Source organism: Mesorhizobium sp. J428, assembly GCF_024699925.1.
Classification (GTDB): Bacteria; Pseudomonadota; Alphaproteobacteria; order Rhizobiales; family Rhizobiaceae; genus Mesorhizobium_A.
Map to the genome: position 1 here is coordinate 3088232 of NZ_JAJOMX010000001.1, position 19262 is coordinate 3107493.

Genomic DNA, 19262 nt, shown 5'->3' on the forward strand with positions numbered 1-19262 from the left:
CTCAACGTCCTTTCCACTGCGGGGCGCGTTTCTCGGCAAAGGCCCGCGGCCCTTCGCCGAAGTCGTCGGAGGCCCGCATGCGATCGCGGGCAGGCAGGCCCGAATAGAGTTTTTCGAAAGCCTCGGCGTCGGAGAGCGTCTCGACCTCGCGCAGCACTTCGAGATAGGCGGCGATGGCGAGCGGCGCCGACGCAACGATGCCGGCCGCCATCTCGCGGGCGGTGTCCATCAGGCTCTCGCGCGGCACGATCCGGTTGACGAAGCCGAGGCGAAGGCCCTCTTCGGCGGTGAGCCGGCGCCCGGTCAGCAGTAGTTCGGAGGCCACGTTGTGCGGCAGGCGTCGGTGCGCCCGCCAGAGGCCGCCGGCCTCCGGAATGAAGCCGCGCTGCAGCTCGGGTAGGCCGAATTCGACGTGCGGCGCGCAGACGACGAGGGTCGCGAAGAGCGAGAACTCGAAGCCGCCGCCGACGGCGAGGCCGTTCACCGCGGCGATCACCGGCTTCGACATTTTCGTGCGCTGCAGGCCCATGAACCCGTAAGGCCCGAAATCCTCGCCCGTCTCGCCGGCCGCGACAGCCTTCAGGTCCCACCCGGCCGAGAACATCCGGTCGCCGGTGGCCGAGACGATCGCCACCCTCAGATCCGGATCGTCCTCGAGCAGCTGGATGGCGGCCGTCAGGTCTTGGCTGAATTTCTGGTTCACCGCATGGGCGGGCGGATGGTCGAACAGGATCTCGAGGATCGCTCCGTTGCGCGTGACCTTGATGCGTTGGTCGGCACTCATGCCGCGAACTCCCGCAGCACGTCCTTGGAAATGATGTCGCGATGGATCTCCGAGGTGCCTTCCCAGATGCGCTCCACGCGTGCGTCGCGCCAGAAGCGCTCCAGCGGCATGTCCTTGGTGATGCCCATGCCGCCCATGATCTGGAGCGCATTGTCGGTGACGCGGCCGGCCATCTCGGAGCCGAACAGGTTGACTTGGGAGGCCTCGCGCTGAGTGATCGTGCCGGCGTCCATCTTGGCCGCGCCATCGAGCACCATCAGCCGCGTGGCGTGGATCTCCATCGCCATGTCGGCGAGCTTGAAGGCGGTGCCCTGGAATCGGCCGATGGGCTGTCCGAACGCCGTCCGCGTATTTGCCCATTCCGCCGCGATCTTCATGGCGCGCTCGGCAAGCCCGATGCAGTTTGCCGCCAGCATCACGCGGCCGGAGAAGATCCAGCTCTTGGCGATGCCGAAGCCGTTGCCTTCGCCGCCGAGGATGTTGCGCGCCGGCACCCGCACGTCGGTGAAGGAGATGATGCAGGACTTCATGCCGCGATTCGACACGACGTCGAGCGGGGTCACCTCGATGCCGGGCGTGTCCTTGTCGACGAGGAAGGCGGTGATGCGCTTGCTCTCGCCTTTCGGGGTGCTGTCGATACCGGTCACGGCGAACAGGATGATGAAATCCGCCCGCATCGCCATGGTGATGAACTGCTTGGTGCCGTTGATGACGAAGTCGTCTCCGTCGCGCACGGCACGCGTGGTGATGGCGCGCGCATCCGACCCGGCGCCCGGCTCGGTGAGCGCGAAGCACTCCCAGCGCTCGCCGGTGATCACCGGCTTCAGATAGGTCTCGATCTGGTCGCCGACGCAAGATTTCAGGATCGGCGCCGGGCGGTTGCAGATGACCGCGAGCGCCCGGCTGGTGCGGCCGAACTCGATTTCCGCCACGCAGCGCTGGCTGGCGTTGAGACCGCCGCCGCCATGCTCCTCCGGCATGTTGAGCGCGTAGTAGCCGGCGGCGATCGCCTTCTTTTGAATCTCGCGAAACAGGTCGTCCGGCACCGAATCGAGCTTCTCCACCAGTGCTTCATGCGGCTGGAGTTCAGCCTGGACGAACGCGCGGACGCCCTCCGCGATCATCGTCTGCTCGTCGCTCAGGAGTGGGGGCATGGCACTGAAATCCTTGTCGAATGCGGAGGCGTCGAGAGAGAGGCCGATCCGGAAGTTGTTTTATTATATGAACTATGATTTTGTATTTTGATGCGACTGTCAAGCGGCCACGGGTCTGTTACCGTGGCTCACGAGCGCGAAAAACGACGAGGAACGGGAAAGGAAGAGAAGATGCCGTCCACGATCACGACCGGGGTACAAGGCGTTACTGGAGCGTGCGAACGCAGAGGTCGAGGCGATCGACGCGGCCACCGCGATCACGCTTCTGGGCAACGAGGACTACGTGCTGGTGGACCTGCGCGATCCGCGGGAACTCAAGCGCGACGGCAAGATCCCCGGCGCGTTCCATTGCCCGCGCGGCATGCTCGAATTCTGGATCGATCCGGACAGCCCCTACGCCAAGGAGATCTTCCAGCAGGACAAGACCTTCGTCTTCTACTGCGCCTCCGGCTGGCGCTCGGCGCTGTCGGCGAAGACGGCGCAGGACATGGGCCTTTCGCCGGTCCGCCACATCGCCGGCGGCATCAGCGCCTGGAAGGCGGCCGGCGGCCGCGTGGACATGCCGGAATGAAGTTCCGGCGGGCGACCGCGGCCCGCCCCTCGCATTGCAATCGGTTCGCGGATCGGGAAAAGAATGGTTCGGGGCGATTGATCGCGGCGGTCGTTCATCGACGCCGGGCGCGGCGCATCGCCATCGGGAGGAGGACGGGGATTGTCGACTACAGTTGAGAAGGCGCTGAAGGTACTGGAGCTCCTGTCGACCTATGGAGAGCCGGTGAAGCTGGTCGACCTGTCGCGTGCCCTGAACATGAACAAGAGCACGACCTATCGTCTGCTCGAGAAGATGTCGCAGCTGGGTTATGTGCGCCAGGAAAGCGACAGCAGCCGCTACATGCTGACGACGCGCATGTGGGCGATCGGCGTTCGCGCGTTTCGCAATTTCGATCTGCGCGCCTGGACCCGGCGCCATCTCGAGGAACTGGAGCGCGAGGTCGAGGAGACGGCGGTGCTGGCCGTCCTGGAGGGCGTGGACGTCGTCATCATCGACAAGCGCAGAATCGGCCCAGGCGGTGCAGACCATGTCCGTGCTGGGAAGCCGCACGCCGATCCATTGCTCGTCCCTCGGCAAGGCGCTCCTGATGGGCGACATGGAAAACCTGCTTCCCAAGCTGCCGCGCCTGCGCAAGTTCACCGACAAGACGGTCACGACCCTGCCTGCCTTGCGCAAGGAGATCGAAGCCGCGAGGGAGGCGGGCGTCGCGGAAGCCTATGACGAATACGCGATCGGCGTCAGCGGCGTGTCCGCGCCGATCCACGGCGTCGATGGCGCATTGCTTGGCGTCATCGGCATCTCGCTGCCGACCAGCCGGGCCAAGCCGCCGCATCTCGACAAGATCCGGAAAGCGGTCCGCGATCACGCCGACCGGCTGAGCAAGGCACTCGGCGGCATCGACTGACGCCGCGTCCGGCAGCGCGCATCGGGCGCTGCCGGCGGTCCCGCATCGATTTCAGAACGCGACCTGGTCCGCGCCCTTGAGGCCCAGCATCTGCCGCGCCTCGGCAGGCGAGGCAATCTCCATCGACAGGTTCTCCATGACGGTGCGGATCATCCGCACTTGCTCGGCGTTCGACGTCGCGAGCTTGCCCTTGCCGGCATAGAGGCTGTCTTCCAGGCCGACGCGGACGTTGCCGCCCATCGTGGCGGCCATGGTCGCCATGTTCATCTGGTGCCTGCCGCCGGCCAGTACCGACCAGCGGTAGTCCTTGCCGAACAGCCGATCGGCCGTCTCCTTCATGAAATTGAGGTTTTCCGGCCCCGGTCCGATGCCGCCGAGCGTGCCCACGATGATCTGCACGAACATCGGCAGCTTGACGAAGCCGCGGTCGAGCATATGGGCGAGGTTGTAGAGGTGGCCGACATCGTAGCACTCGAATTCGAAGCGGGTTCCCTTCTCGCCGAGACTGGACATGATGTATTCGATGTCGGCGAAGGTGTTGCGGAAGATCGCGCCGCGGCTGGCTTCGAGGTAGTCCTCTTCCCAGTCGTTCTTCCACTTGCCCTTGAACTTCTCCTTCATCATGTAGGTGCCGAAGTTCATCGACCCCATGTTGCAGGAGCACAGTTCAGGGGCTGCGGCCAATGGAGCGCGCAGGCGGTCTTCGATCGACATGAAGGTCGAGCCGCCGGTGGTCATGTTCAGAACAGCGTCGGTCTGCGAACTGATCGACTTCAGGATGTGCATCCAGATGTCGAGCTCGGCAGTCGGACGCTGCGTCTGCGGGTCGCGGGCATGCAGATGGAGGATGGCCGCGCCGGCCTGTGCGGCGCCGACGGCCTGCTCGATGATCGCGTCAGGCGTCACCGGCAGATAGGGCGACATTGTGGGCGTGTGGGTCGCGCCGGTGATGGCGCAGCTGATGATCTTCTTGTCGGCCATGATCGATTACTCCGTATATTCCAGTCCGCCGCAGATGCTCATGCACTGGCCGGTGATCGGCCGTCCCGCCGGTCCGCAGAGATAGAGAACAAGGGCGGCGATCTCGTCGGACTCGACCATGGTCTTCATCGACACCGCCCGCAGCGCCAGCGCTTCCATTTCCTCGTAGGTGATGCCTTTCGTGGCGGCGCGATCGGTGAAGACACGGCGGATGCGGTCGCCGGCGACGACGCCGGGCGCGATCGAATTGACCCTGATCTGGTCGGGGCCGAGCTCGACCGAAAGGCAGCGGGCCATCGAGATCACCGCCGCCTTCGAGCTTGCATAGGGCGAGCGCAGCGGAAAGGCGTATTTTCCGGCGACGGAGGCCATGCAGACCATGCTGCCGCCCCGGCCGGTCGCCTTGAGATGCGGGATCGTCGCGTGCGCGACATGGAACTGGCCGTGCACGTTGACGTCGAACGTCTTCTTCCACGCTTCGAAGTCGAGTTCGTGCAGCGGTGCGGCGGGGCCGGCGATACCGGCATTGTTGATGACGATGTCGATGCCGCCCATGTCGGCCGCCGCTTCGGCGACGAAAGCATTCACCGACGCTGCATCGGAAACGTCGCAGAGGCGCGCCTTGATTCCCCGGTCGGTGATCTCGGGCCGCGCGAGCTGCTCCTCGGCGATGTCGCAGACCCAGACATTGGTTCCCGCATCGCGCAGCGCCGTCGCGATCGCCAGTCCGATGCCCGAGGCGCCCGCCGTGACGACGGCGCGCCGCGAACTCCAATAGTCAGATGAGCTCATCCTGCGAATGTCCTGTTGATGTTGGGAAGTTGGAGCGATCAGCCGATCGTCGTGCGACCGCCGTCGAGCACCGGTGCATTGCGTTCCTTGGCCGACGCGCGAAAGCGGATCTCGTTGGCCGTCTGCCAGAACGAGAAAACAAGCGTCTCGCCGGGGAAGACGGGGCCCGAAAAGCGGGCGGCGAAGCGTTTCATCCGGCTCGGCTCTCCGTCGCAGAAGGTCTTGAGAACGGTCAGGCAGGCAACGCCGAAGGTCGCGGCGCCGTGAAGGATCGGCGTCTCGAAGCCGGCCGCCTTAGCGAATGCCGGGTCGATATGGAGCGGATTCCTATCGCCGAGCAGGCGGAACAGGGCAGCCTGATTGGCGGCTGTGCTGACCTCGACGACGGCATGCGGCGGGCCCTCGGGCATGACGACGGCATCAGGCTGGCGGCCGCGGTCGCCACCGAAGCCGCCGGCACCGCGCACGAAGAGGCTGGAGAGGCTGTTGGCCACCGGACGGCCGCGCTGCGAGATCTCCATCAGCTGATGGACGATGCCGCCGCGGCCCTCGCCCTTGTCGCTGAGGCCCGCGATCCGGGTCCGTATCTCGGCCACGCCCGTCGCGTCGAAACAGTCGAAGAACTCGATATCGAGACTGCCGTGGACGACGTGCTGCAGGTCGACGCCGCCGGCACCGAGCCAGGAATCGTCGTAGCCCGCGACTTGTACGAAGCTCGGTATGACCTTGAGATCGCGCTCATAGACGAACCCAAGGTCGGTGGCGCTCGCACCGACCGCCAGCGCATAGAGCATCGGCTCGCGATCCTCGTAGGAATAGCGGCGAACCGGCAGATCCAGGTTGAGCAGTCGGTGGGGGTCGAGGGGCATTGTCACTGTTTCCAAGCGATGCAACTACCGCCGCAGCATGCCTCGGTAATGCACATTTTGCAATCGCACTTCATTATTTGAAACGAAAATTCACAAAATGAACTCTTGAAGCGCTCGGCCGCCTTGACTCTCGAGGAGGTCGGGTGAAATCTGAAGTCAAATAATGAAACGAGGTCTGCCGGCGTTCCCGCGTCGGGGCGTGGCAGGTCGGGGAACAGGATATTGCGGCAAGCACATTGCCTGGGCACCGTTCGAACGCCGTCTCCGCGCCGCGGAGTCGGGGCGATGAATCTTGCCCGGTTTCCCCGTCCCGACGTCTTCCGCCGGTCCACTGCAAACAGCGCCTTCCGGAGTTCAAATCATCCGGTTGACACGCTCACCGGAAAACTGGATATTCGAAAAAAGGAAAAAAGTTTCGAAAAATGGAAGTTGGTTCGAGGATGCGTATGAACGGTTGGAGACTTGGGATCGACATCGGCGGTACCTTCACCGATGTCATCGCGGTTTCTCCCGACGGCGCGGCTCCGCGCTCGGCCAAGGTTCCGAGCCGGCCGCAGGAACCCGTTCGCGCCATCGTCGACGCGATTTCCGCTGTCGAACTGAAGTGGGACGAGATCGCCGAGATCGTGCACGGCACGACGATCGTCACGAACGACATCGTCGAGCACCGTTTCCGTCCCTGCGCCCTGGTCGCGACCGCCGGCTTCTCAGACACGATCGAAATCGCCCGCGGCGCGAGGCGCCATCTCTATCGCATGGACGCGCTGCCGCGGCCGAAGCCGCTTGTGCCGGCGGGGCTCCGGTTCGAGGTCGTGGAGCGGCTGACGGCGCAAGGCGAAGTCGCGACGCCGCTGACCGATGCCGAGATCGACCGTGTCGTGGGCGAGGTCGCGGCCTCCGGCGTCGATACGGTGGCGGTCTGCCTCCTGCACTCGTTCCGCAATCCCGTCCACGAGACGCGTCTTGGTGCGGCACTTCGGGCCGCCCTGCCGCATGTCAGCCTGTCACATGAGGTGAGTCCGGAATTCCGCGAGTTCGAGCGGATGAACACGACCATCCTGAACGCGATGATGATCTCCAAGATCAAGCATCATCTCTCGCTGATCGACGAGCGCAAACCCCGGCACAGCCGGCTGCACCTTATGCATTCGGCAAGCGGCATGGCGTCGCCCGCGCTCATCGCGGAGCGCCCGCTCATGCTTGCCATGTCCGGTCCGGCCGCCGGCGTGGCCGCGAGCTCGCAGGCGGCCCAGAGGCTGGGCATCGACCATGCGATCACCTTCGACATGGGCGGAACCACCACCGACGTCTGCCTGATCGTCAATGGCCGCGCAGAGATCGCCGCGAACCGGGAGCTGGGCGAGCAGCGCATCCGCATGCCGATGGTGGCGGTGGATTCCATCGGCGCGGGCGGCGGCTCAATTGCCAGGCTCGTCAGCGGAGCGCTCGTCGTCGGGCCCGAGAGCGCGGGAGCGGAGCCGGGACCGGCCTGCTACGGCAAGGGCGGCGACCTGCCCACGGTGTCCGACGCGGATCTCATCCTCGGCTATCTCAACCCGTCGCGCACACTCGGCGGATCGGTCGTGCTCGACCGGGTCGCGGCGGAAGGCGCGGTCAGGCAACTGGCCGAGGCGATGGGCGTGTCCGTGCTCCAGGCTGCAACCGGCATCGCCAAGGTTGTGCATTCCAACATGGCGCGGGCGCTGCGCCGCGCCACCGTGGAGCGCGGCCGCGACATCCGCGAATTCGGTCTCGTCGCCTTCGGCGGTGCCGGTCCCATGCACGTGGCCGAGGTCGCACGCCTGTGCGGCATCTCGCATGTCACGATTCCGGCCTTTTCGTCCGGCTTTTCCGCGCTTGGGTGCGTCGAGGCGACGATGAGCTATTCGCGGCAGACTACGATCGGAATGAAGTCGACGGCATGGGACGCCTGTGCGCTGCACAAGGCGGTCGCCGCCGAAACCAACGCATTGTCGGTGGCGGTGATCGAAGCCGGACACCAGAAAGAGGGGCTCGACGTCTCCATCACGGCCGGCATCCGCTACAGCGGCCAGAGCTACGAGACGCCGATCCGCGATCCGGCCCTCGACGACCATGACCGGTTGAACCGGCAGTTCGAGCAGGCACACGAAGCGCTGTACGGTTATTCCACCGGCGAGCCGTGGGAACTTGCCTCGCTGCGCATCGAAGTCTCGGCGCCCCGGAACGACGCGCGCGAAGCGCCTGTCATCGAGAATGACGAGGCCGAAGTGACACCGGAATTCGGCTCCCGCCAGGTGACGTTCGAGAGCGGGACAACCTTCGACGTTCCCGTACGCCATCGCCGGCGTCTTCCGATCGGCGTCGCAATCAAGGGGCCGCTCGTCATCGAGGACGAGTGGTCGACCGTCGTCGTGCCGCCGGGCGACCAGGTGACCGCCGACAGGGCAGGCAACCTCGCCATGGAGGTGGTCCTGTGAGCATCGAACCCGTTTCCCTCGAAGTCATCCGCAACGCGCTCACGGCGATTGCCGAGGAGATGTCGATGGTGGTCATGCGCGCGGCGCGGTCGCCATTGCTGCGCGAAGCCGGCGATCATTCCTCCGCCCTGACGGACGCGGAAGGCTTTCTCGTTGCCCAGGGCGCGGACGTGCCGGTCCATCTCGGCGTGCTCTCCTTCACCGTGCGCGAATTCCTCAAGCGCGTGCCAGCGGACCGGCTGGAGCCGGGAGACGTCTGGATCGTCAACCTGCCCGAGATCGGCGGCAACCACCTGCCGGACGTGAAGCTGATCCGCCCGATCTTCAGGGACGGCGAGATCTATGCCTTCGCCGTGTCGCTCGCCCATTGGGCGGATGTCGGCGGCGCGATGCCGGGCAGCTACTTCGCGGCGGCGCGCGACGCCTGGCAGGAAGGGTTGCGGCTGCCGCCGACCCGGCTGGTCGTCGCGGACCGGTTCGATGCCGAAAAGCTCGACCTGATCCTGGCCAATGTGCGCGGTCCGGAAGAGCGCAAGGGTGACATCCTCGCCCAGGTCGCTGCCACGACCGTTGCCGGGCGGCGACTGGACGAACTCGCGGCAAAACACGGCGTCGCCTGGATGAAGGAGGCGATGCAGGCCATTCACGCGCGCGCCGAGCGCCAGATGGCGGAAGCGATCAGGGCCATTCCGAACGGCGTCTATCGTGGCGAGGACTGGATGGACGACGATGGCCATGGCGGCGCGCCGGTCCCGATCCGGGTCACGGTGACGATCGAGGATGAAACGGCCACGTTCGACTTCAGCGAGTCCGCCGACTCCGTGCCGGGCCCGATCAACACGACCAAATTCATCGCGGGCGCGGCCGTCTTCTACGTGATGAAGGCTCTCTACGGTCCGGACATCCAGCCATCGGGCGGGTGCTACCGCCCGCTCACCGTGGTGACGCGTCCAGGCTCGATCGTCGACGCGGCCTATGACCGACCGGTCGTCGGAGGCAATCACGAGACTTGCCAGCGGCTGGCCGATGCGATCTTCCGCGCCTTTGAGCCGATCGCTGCCCGGGAGCTGAGTGGCGGCGGGCCAACGACGGCCGGCCTGCTGATCTTCGGCACGCGGACCGACACTGGCTGGTCGACCTTCTATGAAGTGCACCCAGGCGGCGAGGGCGCCCGCTTCGACCGAGACGGCATGGCCTCGACCCGTGTCCACCTGGCCAATGTGATGAACACGCCGGCCGAGGTGATCGAAAGCGAATATCCGATCACCGTCGAGTTCCAGCGCCTGCGCGCCGGCTCGGGCGGCGCCGGTCGCCACAAGGGCGGCGAGGGCATCGCGCGCGGCTATCGCATGCGCGGCGACGAAACGGCATTGACCACCATGTTCGAACGCGCAGTCGTGCCGCCATACGGCATCGACGGAGGCGAACCTGGCGCGACGTTCCGCGCAACACTGCACCGCGAAGACGGGGAGCAGATCCAGCTGCGCGGCAAGCAGAACATTCAGATCGCGAGGGGCGATCTGGTTGTCGTCGAATCCTCGGGAGGAGGTGGGCATGGCCACCCTTCCGGACAGGGTCGATGAGGGACATCACAACAAACGTAACCGCAATGGGAAGGCGAATATCATGCATAGGCGCGATTTTCTGAGAAGTGGACTTGCATTCGGCGGCGCCGCGGCCGTCGGGCTTACATTCCATCCGCGCCTGCTCAGCGCACAGGGGCAGGCCGGCGTCATCCGCGTGATCGCCGAAGGGTCGCCGAACACGCTCGATCCGGCAGGCACCGGCTACAACATTCCGTCCGTCAACATCACTTGGAACGTCTACGACCGCCTCGTCACCTTCGGTCAGGCGCCGCTTACCGGGCCGGGCCAGGAAGGCGCCTTCATCTACGACTACGAGAATATCGTGCCGCAGGCGGCCGAGAGCTACGAGATCGTCGAAGACGGCAAGGTAATCCGCTTCAAGCTGCGTGCGGGAGCGACGTTCCACGACGGCAGCCCGGTGACGGCCGATGACGTAAAGTGGTCGCTCGACCGCGCCGTCAACGTGACCACGGCCAAGAACCAGATGGGCACGGGCTCGATGACCGACCCCAAGCAGTTCGTCGTCGTCGACGACAGCACGATCGAGGTGCACGTCGAGCGCGCCGACCGCTTCACGCTGCCCAATCTGGCGCTGCTGTTCCCGGCGATCTTCAATGCGAAGGTTGCCAAGGAACACGCGACGGCAGAGGACCCGTGGGCGACGGAGTGGCTGAAGACGAATGTCGCCGGCGGCGGCCCCTACAAGCTCGGCAACTACCAGCCCGGCCAGCAGTTCGTGCTCGAGCCGTTCGCGGACTGGAAGAACGGCGACGGACCCCGCACCGCGCGCATCCTCTATCAGATCGTTCCGCAAGCCGCGAGCCGGCGCATCGCTGCAGAGCGCGGCGAGGCCGATCTCGTGCGCGACCTTCCGGGCCGCGACATCGCCGACCTGCTCGGCGCGGGCAAGGTCAAGGTTCTGGGCATCTCAAACCCTGCGACCGTCACCTACATCGCGATGAACAACAAGATCGCGCCTTTCGACAATGTGAAGGTGCGCCAGGCGATCGCGTGGAGCGTGCCCTATCAGGACATGCTGGAAGCGGTCCTGTACGAGCGGGGCACACCGATGTTCGGCGGTGCCGCTGAGGTGACTTCGACGCAGTGGCCTTCGCCGCTACCCTTCACGCAGGACCTCGACAAGGCAAAGAGCCTGCTCGCCGAGGCCGGTTTCCCGGACGGGTTCGAGACCACTTTCTCCATCGACGCGGACGACACAACCGTGGCCGAGCCGGTGGCGACCCTCATGCAGGAAGCTCTCGGCAAGATCGGCATCAAGGTGCGCATCGACAAGATTCCGGCCGGCCAGATGGGCACGCTGCTCACGGAAAAAAGCTGCCGTTGTTCATCGCCAATGCCGGCGCCTGGCTGCGCAGCCCCGACTACTTCTTCCGCATCTTCTATCAGGGCGAGACCCGGTGGAACTTCGGCAGCTACGCAAATCCGGAGATGATCGACATTGTCGCCAAGGCACGGTGGGAGACCGATCCGAAGAAATACGACGAGCTCGTGATGCGGATGATCGAACTGGCGCGGACGGAAGTTCCGGTGATACCGCTGTGGTCGGCCTTCCAGGATACGGTGATGAGCGAGGCGATCGGGGGATATACTTACATGTTCCATCGTTCGCTCGAGCTTCGCCATCTGACGAAAGCCTGATAGTCACCTTGTGCCGTTCCGCCATTTCCCGCCCGCAAGCTTGCTGCTTGCGGGCGGGTCGCGGGACGGCGTCTGAAAGCACGAGAAGGCCGCATCGACCATGAACGGCTCCCTGGCCCAGGCCATCCTGGCGCGGATTTGGACGGCGCTGCCGGTGTTGTTCGGCGTGCTGATCGTCACGTTCGTCCTGATCCGCGCGCTGCCCGGCGATCCCGCTATCCACTATGCGACGAGCCCGACAGCGGGACCCGCCGAGATCGAGGCGATCCGCCGCGAGATGGGCCTCGACCGCTCGGTTTTCGAACAGTTCGCCATCTATCTGCGCGAGATCGCGACCGGCAATTTCGGCAATTCGATGCAGACCGGGCGCTCCGTGATCTCCGATTTCGCGGTGCGGCTGCCTGCGACGCTGGAGCTTGCCGTGGTGGCGTTCGTCATCTCCATCGTGGTTTCCCTGCCGCTGGGCATCGCCGCCGCACTGTGGCGGAACACCTGGTTCGACCAGCTTTGCCGCGTCATGTCGTCCTTCGCCGCCGCGATGCCGGTCTTCTTCTTCGGCCTCCTGCTCATCTATTTCTTCTATTTCCGCTGGGGTCTCGCCGCGGAGCCGATCGGACGGTGGCCCAGTTCGATCATTCCGCCCGATCCCATCACCGGCTTCGCTACGATCGACGCCCTGCTCCTCGGGGACTGGGAATTGTTCCGCATGGCCTTCGGCAAGCTGCTGATGCCGGCCGCGTCGATGGCGATCTTCGCCGTGGCGCCGCTGCTGCGAATGATGCGCGGCTCGATGATCGATTCGCTGGAAAGCGATTATGTGCTCGCCGCCAGGGCATTCGGCATCTCGCGGACGCGTGTCGTTCTCAGCTACGCGCTGCCGAACGCCATGCTGCCTGTGCTCGCCACCACAGGCATGGTGTTGTCGACGATGCTCGGCGCCAATGTGATGATCGAGAAGCTGTTCGCCTGGCCCGGCATCGGCGCCTATGCCGTCAACTCGCTGATCGCGCTCGACTATGCCCCCGTGCAGGCCTTCGTCCTGATCGTGGCCTCGCTCTTCGTCGTGATGACGCTGGTGATCGACATCGTCTCGGCGATCATCGATCCGCGCTACAAGCTGCGGGGCTGACAGATGCTCTCCATCGCCGACATCCGTTTCATCCTGCGGCGCAATCTTGCCGGCGCGTTGGCGGCCGTCCTCATCGTCGTCTTGATGATCGTCGCGATCATCGGTCCGTATATCGCTCCCCACGATCCGCTTTCGACCAATCTCCGCGAGGTGCTGCAGCCGCCTTCCGCAACGTTCTGGTTCGGCACCGACCACCTTGGCCGCGATATCTTCAGCCGGGTCATCGTGGCCGCGAGGCTCGATTTCGCCATCGCGATCGTCGCGGTCAGCCTCTCGGCGGTTGTCGGCTCCGCGATCGGCGCGCTGTCGGGCTATGTGGGAGGCTGGCTCGACCGCATCCTCGGACGGGTCGTCGACGTGATGATGGCGTTTCCGCTCTTCGTTGCCGCCATGGCGCTGGTCGCCGTGCTCGGCAATTCGGTGGAGAGCATCGTGCTTGCGACGGCAATCATCAACCTGCCGTTCTATTTCCGCCTGATGCGCGCCGAGATCAGCGCCAGGCGGGAAACCGGCTACGTGGAAGCCGCGATCATCAATGGCAACAGCACGGCCCAGGTGATCTTCGGCTTCCTGGTGCCGAACTCACTGCCCCCCGTGATCGTGCAGATCTCGCTCAACCTCGGCTGGGCGATCCTGAATACAGCGGGACTGGCCTTCATCGGCCTCGGCGTCGCGCCGCCGACGCCGGAATGGGGCATCATGATCCAGGAGGGCGCCTCGATGATGGTGTCCGGCCAATGGTGGGTGGTCGTCTTCCCCGGGCTCGCGCTTGCGATGTCGGTGTTCTGCTTCTCCCTGCTGGGAGACGCCATCCGCGACGTCATGGACCCGAGGCGGCGAAGCTGATGGCAAAACTGCTCGAAATCGAAAACCTTGCCCTAGGCTTCGAAGGAAGCGGCGGGCTCGTGCCGGCCCTGCGCGGCATCTCGTTCGGCCTCGAACGCGGAGAGTGCCTGGCGCTGGTGGGCGAATCCGGCTCCGGCAAATCGGTGACGGGCATGACGATCATGCGCCTGCTCGGACCCAATGCGCGGATCTCCTCCGGCAGCATCAGGCTCGATGGCGTGAACCTTCTGGACCTTTCCGAAGCGGAGATGCGCACCATACGCGGCCGGCGGATGGCGATGGTGTTCCAGAACGCCAAGGCTAGCCTCAACCCGATCCGCCGCGTCGGCGACACGCTGGTCGACATCGTGCGCGCGCACGACCGCACCGGCATCAGCCGGCAGGATGCGCTGCGCAAGGTCATCGGCATCATGGGCCAGATCGGCATCCCGATGCCGGAGCATCGCGTGCGCAACTACCCGTCCGAACTGTCGGGCGGCATGTGCCAGCGCATCGGCATCGCGGCGGCGCTGGCCTGCGAGCCGGAGCTCATCATCGCGGACGAGCCGACATCCGCGCTCGACGTGACGACGCAGCAGCTCGTCATGGACATGCTGATCAGCGCCTGCCGGGAGCGCGGCGTGGCGGTGATCTTCATCACGCACGATCTGGCGCTCGCCAGCGAATATTGCGACCGCGGCATCGTCATGAACGGCGGCCGCATCCTGGAGGAGGGCAACGCGGTCCAGATCTTCACCGCGCCGACGCACCCCTATACGAGGGCGCTCCTCGACGCCCTGCCCTACGGCAAGACGAGCGCCGACGAGCTCAGGCCGATGACGGGCAACCATTCGGACCAGCCGGAAGGCATGAAGACATGACGAGCGGAGCTTCCGAACAGCCGGGCAACCCGATCCTGCGCGTTCTGGCCGCGACGAAATTCTACATGGTCGGCGGCAACCGGATGTACGCGGTCGACGACGTCTCCTTCGACGTGCGCCCGTCGGAGATTCTCGGCCTCGTCGGCGAATCCGGCAGCGGCAAGACGACACTGTCGCGCATCGTCGCCAGGCTGATAGACCAGGACGATGGGCGGGTCATTTTCGACGGAGCCGACATCACCGGAATGAGCGGTGCCAGGTTCGGGACGTCACCGAAAAGACGGTTGCTCCAGATGGTCTTCCAGGACCCGCTGGCGAGCCTCAATCCGCGGTTCCGCGCCTTCGACGCGATCGCCAATCCGGTCCAGCGGCTCGGCACGCCGGAGGAAAGACGCGACGTTCATGATCTGGTCGTCGAAGCTGCGTCGCATGCCGGCCTGCCCGAGCGCCTGCTGCACAGCTATCCGCATCAGCTCTCGGGCGGCCAGCGCGCGCGCGTGGACATCGCGCGGGCGATCGTGCTGAAGCCGAAGCTCGTGCTCCTCGACGAACCCACATCCGCGCTCGACGCGTCGCTTCAGGCGCACGTCATCCAGACGATTCTGCGGCTCCGCTCGGAACTCGGCGTGGCATTTATCTTCGTCAGCCACGACCTCAATCTCGTCCGACTGATCAGCGACCGGCTGCTGGTCATGCACCGCGGCAAGGTGGTCGAGCAGGGCCAGGCTCAGGAAGTGTTCGAGAATCCGAGCGCGGATTATACAAGGCAGCTGATCTCGGCCATTCCCGTGCTCGGAAGGCAGCGGGCTGCAGCAAGGGTGACCGATTGACCACTGAGATACAGACTTTGCGTTCGCACAGCAGCTAGCACTCGGGAGCACGTCAAAGCCCGAGGGTAAGTGCCCGCAATGCGCGATCGCAAGGCCCTAGCTTGGGCTGTGCTGCCGAGCAGGTTCATATATCCGAGGTGAGCATCAGGCTGCTACGCCGGCAGCTGTCTCCCGCAACGCTGAGGCAAGCTCCGACACGACATATTCCGCGTCCTTTCCGACGCTGAGAAAGCGCCCGGATCCCCATGTCCATAACCATGGCAGACCGAGCACGTAGACGCCCGGCACGCTGGTCACGCCACGGCGATGCACCGGATAGCCCGTGCCATCGAAGATCGGCAGGCCGACATAGGACCAGTCCGGACGGAAGCCTGTTGCCCAAATCACGGACGACACGCCAGCGGCATCGAGGTCAAGCGACTCCGGTTCCGTGTCCGGACGCCAGACCGGCTCGTAGATGCTTGGCGGCGGGGCTGCGATGCCTTTTTCGGCGATGTGCCGGTCGATGAGTGCATTGATGCCATTGTAGACCCGGTCGGCATTGTCGAGATTGGTTCTCAGATCCCGGTCGAACAGCAGCTTGGAGCCCGATACGTTCGATAGCCGGCCGTAGAGCGCCATGCCCTGGAGTGCGAATGCACGCAGGTCGATGTCGCGCCCGCCGTCACGTCCGGTCAGATAGTGATTGGTGTCGTGCTTCTTCTTGCCCATGCCGTCATCGGCAACGGTGATTCCGTACTGTCCGACGTCCCACAACCAGTCGACGACGTCCCGGCCGCGATAGAAGCGGGCGCAGCGCGGCGCGTTGCCGGTGACCATATGCACCTTGCGTCCGGCGAGATGCAGATCTTCCGCGATCTGTGCCCCCGATTGCCCGGAGCCGACCACCACGACTGCGCCCTCGGGCAATTGAGCGGGATTGCGGTATTCGGCGGTGTGGATCTGGGCGATATGGCTGGGCAGCCGCTCGCCAATGCGCGGAATACTGGGTGCGCCATAGAGGCTGGTGGCCAGGATAACCGCGTCGGCGGTGGTCGTCCCGACCGTGCTTTCGATCCGGAAACCGGTTCCCAGCCGCTGGACGCCAGTCACCGCCGTGTTCTCCAGCACAGGGGCTTTCACCTTGCGCACGAAAGCGTCGACATACTCGATGATCTGCTCCTTGACCATGAAGCCGTGGGGGTCCGGCCCGTCATAGGAATGGTCCGGCAATTGGCACTGCCAGTTCGGCGTGACCAGGCAGAAAGCGTCCCATCGCTGGTCTTTCCATTTGTGCACGACGGTCTCTTTCTCGAAGACGATATGGTCAATGCCGCGCTGGGAGAGATAGTAGCTGGCGGATAATCCGGCTTGTCCGCCCCCGATGACGACGGCATTTACTGCGGTTTGAGAGTCATGATGCGGCTCCGGGATTGTCCAGGATGAAGACTTCGCAGGTGACGGTGGCTCTTGGGTCGTCGTGGAAGCGGGCCGCTGTGGTTTCGATCCGCTGGAGCTGGCCAAGCGCCAACGTGCAGGGCCGTCCGTATTTGGCACGCACTCGCTCGGACGCGATGTTGAGCGCGTCGCGGCTACGCCGCAGAAACTCGTCGAGCGGGTAGGTCTGCCCCTCTGAAAAGTAATCCTTGATGACAAGGGAGGGCGAATAGCATTCCTCCCTCCTGTCATCCGGCCACACGATAACGAAGCGCATCTCAGGCATGGGCGAGCTCCCGCAACTCCGAATAGGCGGGAAGATGGGCCTTTGCGACGCGCTCCCAGCCATGCGCGGCAGCGATCGCGAGCCCACGCTCGGCGAGCCGTCGACGCAGCGTTTCATTGAACGACAGCGCCATGGCGTCGGCGATAGACGCCGGTTTCAGCGGATCGCACCAGATGGCATCCTGGTCCGCCAGATACTCGGTGAAGGGTGCAATAGACGACACGACGACCGGTGTTCCGCTCGCCATCGCTTCCAGAACGCATAAGCCGAAGCCTTCCCGCACGGACGGGAATACCAGCGCGTGCGCGAGACGATAGAGCGGCGCCATGTCGGCATCGGCAAGAGGACCGACGACGTGCACGCCGGCAGCTGCGGAACCGGCCGATGCAAGTCGCGTGGAAAACTCCCGCTGGAAGGCGCCATGATCGAGCAGTGAGGCGCCGCCGGCGATGACCAGCTGCGCGTCCGGAAACAGAAGGCGTAGCTGGAGGAACGCTTCGAGGATGCGTACCGTGTTCTTGCGCACCTCGACGCCCCCGACCGACAGCAGCACCGGCCCGGCACCCAGACCCAGGCTGTCGCGGAGCGGCTGCTCGGTTCCGTCTAGATGAGGGCCGAACCGGTCCGTGGCCACGCCATTGCCGGTAAGATCGGCGGCAATGCCCCATTCCGCAGTCAGTCGCGATTGCCAAGTCCGGCTGACGACAAAGCAGCGGTCGGCGGCCCGGATTGCGCGAGCCTGCAGTTCTGCCAGACGGGGATCAGCGAAGTCGTCGACGTGATGGACCGTTCGCACGAAGCCGGCAATGAGTCCGCGTTCCTTCAGTGTGGCGAGCGCGTTGCCGGAGATGCCGTCATGAGCGTGAAAAAGATCGAAGCGCCGAGCAGCCGCTGACTCGAAATGGCGGACATAGTCGGCGATCCGCTGCTCGACCATGGCCGTCATACCCGAAGGAGCGGTCACTACGGGGAAGGTTCGGGCGTCGCAGCGCGGCCGGCGGAAGAAGCCGTTTCCAGAACTATCCGGCGCGTGCAGTGTGACCGTGTGGCCGAGATCCTCCAAGGCTTCCGACAATTGCATGGCGTGCACCACCCCGCCTCGCGGGTTCGTGGAATGCGCCAACATGGCGATGCGCAGCGGACGGTCTATCATGCCGCTTGCTCCCGGGATGTCGGGCCTGTCGCTGTAGAGAGCGGCGCAAGGCCCATCAGAGCGGAAGCGGCGTGGTCGCGGATCGGCGCTCGCAGGCCTTCGGAGACGATGGCGACCTCGCTCCCCTTGGTGATGGAACCGACGATCGCGGCGCTGACGCCCCGTCCGGTGAAGAGCCCAACGATCGCTTCGGCGTTTTCGGGTGCGGATGCGAGCAGAAAACCAAAACTCGGGAACGTGGATAGCCAGCGTTCGAGCGTCACACCTTCCGGCACGGGCAACTGGTCCAGATCAATGTCTATACCGACTCCGGAACACTCGGCCAGCATGATCGCAGTGCCCGGTATGCCGCCCTGGCTGATGTCCTTGGCGGCACGGGCGAGGCCGCGATCCGCGATCAACGCCATGAGATCGAGATCGCCCACGAGCCGTTGCGGAGGAGCTTGGATGGCCGCCTGCCAGTTGTTGAAGGGCTCGCGATAAGCGCCACGATGGTCGACGGCGGCAATGAGGACGTCGCCCGGCCGGGCATCGAAACTGGTGAGGAGGTTTTTGCCGGCACGGCCGAGCACGGCGACGGCAAGTTGCACCTGGGGTGTTCGGATATTGGTGTGGCCGCCGACGATCGGCACGCCATAGGCCGCCGCCGCTGCCCGCATGCCTTCCAGAACTGGGGTCGCCTTTGCGTCGCCGTCTGCCCAGATTGCGTCGACCACGGCCAACGGGCGACCGCCCATCGCGGCGATGTCGGACAGATTGACCATGATACCGCACCAGCCGGCGAACCATGGATCGGCCGCCACGAACTCGTTCATGAAACCTTCGATGGCAAAGAGCAGATGGTTCTCGCCGTCCGGGATCGCCGCGCAATCGTCGCCCACGGCGACCATCGCACCGGCCAGCCCGAGCCGCGCCGCGACCGCGCCGATGTCGGCTTTTGCCGCGATGCCGCGGCTTTCCCGCAAAGAAGCAGCCAAAGCTTCGAGTGCCGCGCCGTCCAT

General features: G+C 64.9%; 19 protein-coding genes and 1 pseudogene. 11 read left to right on the plus strand and 9 right to left on the minus strand.

The window, feature by feature from the left end:
* Position 1: 1 nt before the first annotated feature.
* Both LRS09_RS15590 and LRS09_RS15595 read right to left on the minus strand, forming a co-directional pair.
* The gene (locus tag LRS09_RS15590; protein ID WP_257807717.1) at positions 2–784 is read right to left on the minus strand and encodes an enoyl-CoA hydratase-related protein; all 783 of its coding nucleotides are present in this window, start codon (positions 782–784) and stop codon (positions 2–4) included.
* Entirely contained in the window at positions 781–1938 is a 1158-nt protein-coding gene (locus LRS09_RS15595; protein ID WP_257807719.1) for an acyl-CoA dehydrogenase family protein, read from the minus strand. The genes LRS09_RS15590 and LRS09_RS15595 overlap by 4 nt, the downstream gene beginning before the upstream one ends.
* 283 nt (positions 1939–2221) lie before the next feature.
* On the opposite strand from LRS09_RS15595, the gene LRS09_RS15600 reads away from it, so the two are divergent.
* The 3 genes and pseudogenes from LRS09_RS15600 (at position 2222) to LRS09_RS15605 (ending at position 3395) form a co-directional block, all read left to right on the plus strand.
* Positions 2222–2509: a rhodanese-like domain-containing protein gene (locus LRS09_RS15600; protein ID WP_374684850.1), complete on the plus strand. Its 288-nt coding sequence runs from the start codon at positions 2222–2224 to the stop codon at positions 2507–2509.
* 141 nt (positions 2510–2650) lie between these two features.
* Positions 2651–2800 (plus strand): annotated as a pseudogene (locus tag LRS09_RS30340) (helix-turn-helix domain-containing protein); the annotation flags it as partial.
* 217 nt (positions 2801–3017) lie between these two features.
* Complete coding sequence (locus LRS09_RS15605; protein ID WP_257807721.1) at positions 3018–3395, plus strand: IclR family transcriptional regulator; 378 nt, start codon at positions 3018–3020, stop codon at positions 3393–3395.
* Positions 3396–3446: 51 nt separating this feature from the next.
* Here the strand turns inward: LRS09_RS15605 and LRS09_RS15610 are convergent, their stop codons facing one another.
* From LRS09_RS15610 to LRS09_RS15620, 3 genes are read right to left on the minus strand one after another with little or no spacing between them, the layout of a single operon-like run.
* Complete coding sequence (locus tag LRS09_RS15610; protein ID WP_257807723.1) at positions 3447–4376, minus strand: 3-keto-5-aminohexanoate cleavage protein; 930 nt, start codon at positions 4374–4376, stop codon at positions 3447–3449.
* Positions 4377–4382: 6 nt separating this feature from the next.
* Positions 4383–5168, minus strand: coding sequence for an SDR family oxidoreductase (locus tag LRS09_RS15615; protein ID WP_257807725.1), 786 nt, complete (start codon positions 5166–5168; stop codon positions 4383–4385).
* A 38-nt stretch (positions 5169–5206) separates the two neighbouring features.
* Positions 5207–6037, minus strand: a complete 831-nt coding sequence (locus LRS09_RS15620) for a MaoC family dehydratase (RefSeq protein WP_257807727.1) — start codon at positions 6035–6037, stop codon at positions 5207–5209.
* 446 nt (positions 6038–6483) lie between these two features.
* Between LRS09_RS15620 and LRS09_RS15625 the strand changes: the two genes are divergently transcribed.
* The 8 genes from LRS09_RS15625 to LRS09_RS15660 all read left to right on the plus strand — a co-directional run bounded on the left by LRS09_RS15625 (position 6484) and on the right by LRS09_RS15660 (position 15406).
* A complete protein-coding gene (locus LRS09_RS15625) occupies positions 6484–8496 on the plus strand; it encodes a hydantoinase/oxoprolinase family protein (protein ID WP_257807728.1) in 2013 nt (670 codons plus the stop codon).
* Complete coding sequence (locus LRS09_RS15630) at positions 8493–10079, plus strand: hydantoinase B/oxoprolinase family protein (RefSeq protein WP_257807730.1); 1587 nt, start codon at positions 8493–8495, stop codon at positions 10077–10079. Before LRS09_RS15625 ends, LRS09_RS15630 begins: the two co-directional genes overlap by 4 nt.
* A 43-nt stretch (positions 10080–10122) precedes the next feature.
* A complete protein-coding gene (locus tag LRS09_RS15635) occupies positions 10123–11535 on the plus strand; it encodes an ABC transporter substrate-binding protein (protein WP_257807731.1) in 1413 nt (470 codons plus the stop codon).
* Complete coding sequence (locus tag LRS09_RS15640; protein WP_257807733.1) at positions 11532–11741, plus strand: hypothetical protein; 210 nt, start codon at positions 11532–11534, stop codon at positions 11739–11741. The genes LRS09_RS15635 and LRS09_RS15640 overlap by 4 nt, the downstream gene beginning before the upstream one ends.
* Positions 11742–11841: 100 nt before the next feature.
* On the plus strand, positions 11842–12870 hold the full coding sequence (locus LRS09_RS15645; RefSeq protein ID WP_257807734.1) for an ABC transporter permease: 1029 nt from the start codon (positions 11842–11844) through the stop codon (positions 12868–12870).
* Positions 12871–12873: 3 nt separating this feature from the next.
* The gene (locus LRS09_RS15650) at positions 12874–13716 is read left to right on the plus strand and encodes an ABC transporter permease (RefSeq protein ID WP_257807736.1); all 843 of its coding nucleotides are present in this window, start codon (positions 12874–12876) and stop codon (positions 13714–13716) included.
* Positions 13716–14576 carry an ABC transporter ATP-binding protein gene (locus LRS09_RS15655; protein WP_257807738.1) on the plus strand — a complete coding sequence of 287 codons (861 nt, stop codon included), beginning with the start codon at positions 13716–13718 and terminating at the stop codon, positions 14574–14576. Before LRS09_RS15650 ends, LRS09_RS15655 begins: the two co-directional genes overlap by 1 nt.
* Positions 14573–15406, plus strand: coding sequence for an ABC transporter ATP-binding protein (locus LRS09_RS15660; RefSeq protein ID WP_257807739.1), 834 nt, complete (start codon positions 14573–14575; stop codon positions 15404–15406). The genes LRS09_RS15655 and LRS09_RS15660 overlap by 4 nt, the downstream gene beginning before the upstream one ends.
* Before the next feature lie 144 nt (positions 15407–15550).
* Here LRS09_RS15660 and LRS09_RS15665 read toward each other — a convergent pair whose 3' ends face one another.
* Genes LRS09_RS15665 through LRS09_RS15680 form a run of 4 tightly spaced genes read right to left on the minus strand, consistent with a single transcriptional unit; the run spans position 15551 to position 19262 of the window.
* Complete coding sequence (locus LRS09_RS15665; RefSeq protein WP_257810207.1) at positions 15551–16819, minus strand: MSMEG_0569 family flavin-dependent oxidoreductase; 1269 nt, start codon at positions 16817–16819, stop codon at positions 15551–15553.
* The gene (locus LRS09_RS15670; RefSeq protein ID WP_257807740.1) at positions 16800–17108 is read right to left on the minus strand and encodes an MSMEG_0570 family nitrogen starvation response protein; all 309 of its coding nucleotides are present in this window, start codon (positions 17106–17108) and stop codon (positions 16800–16802) included. The genes LRS09_RS15665 and LRS09_RS15670 overlap by 20 nt, the downstream gene beginning before the upstream one ends.
* Positions 17101–18261: an MSMEG_0565 family glycosyltransferase gene (locus LRS09_RS15675; RefSeq protein ID WP_257807741.1), complete on the minus strand. Its 1161-nt coding sequence runs from the start codon at positions 18259–18261 to the stop codon at positions 17101–17103. The genes LRS09_RS15670 and LRS09_RS15675 overlap by 8 nt, the downstream gene beginning before the upstream one ends.
* The gene (locus LRS09_RS15680; protein ID WP_257807742.1) at positions 18258–19262 is read right to left on the minus strand and encodes a sll0787 family AIR synthase-like protein; all 1005 of its coding nucleotides are present in this window, start codon (positions 19260–19262) and stop codon (positions 18258–18260) included. Before LRS09_RS15680 ends, LRS09_RS15675 begins: the two co-directional genes overlap by 4 nt.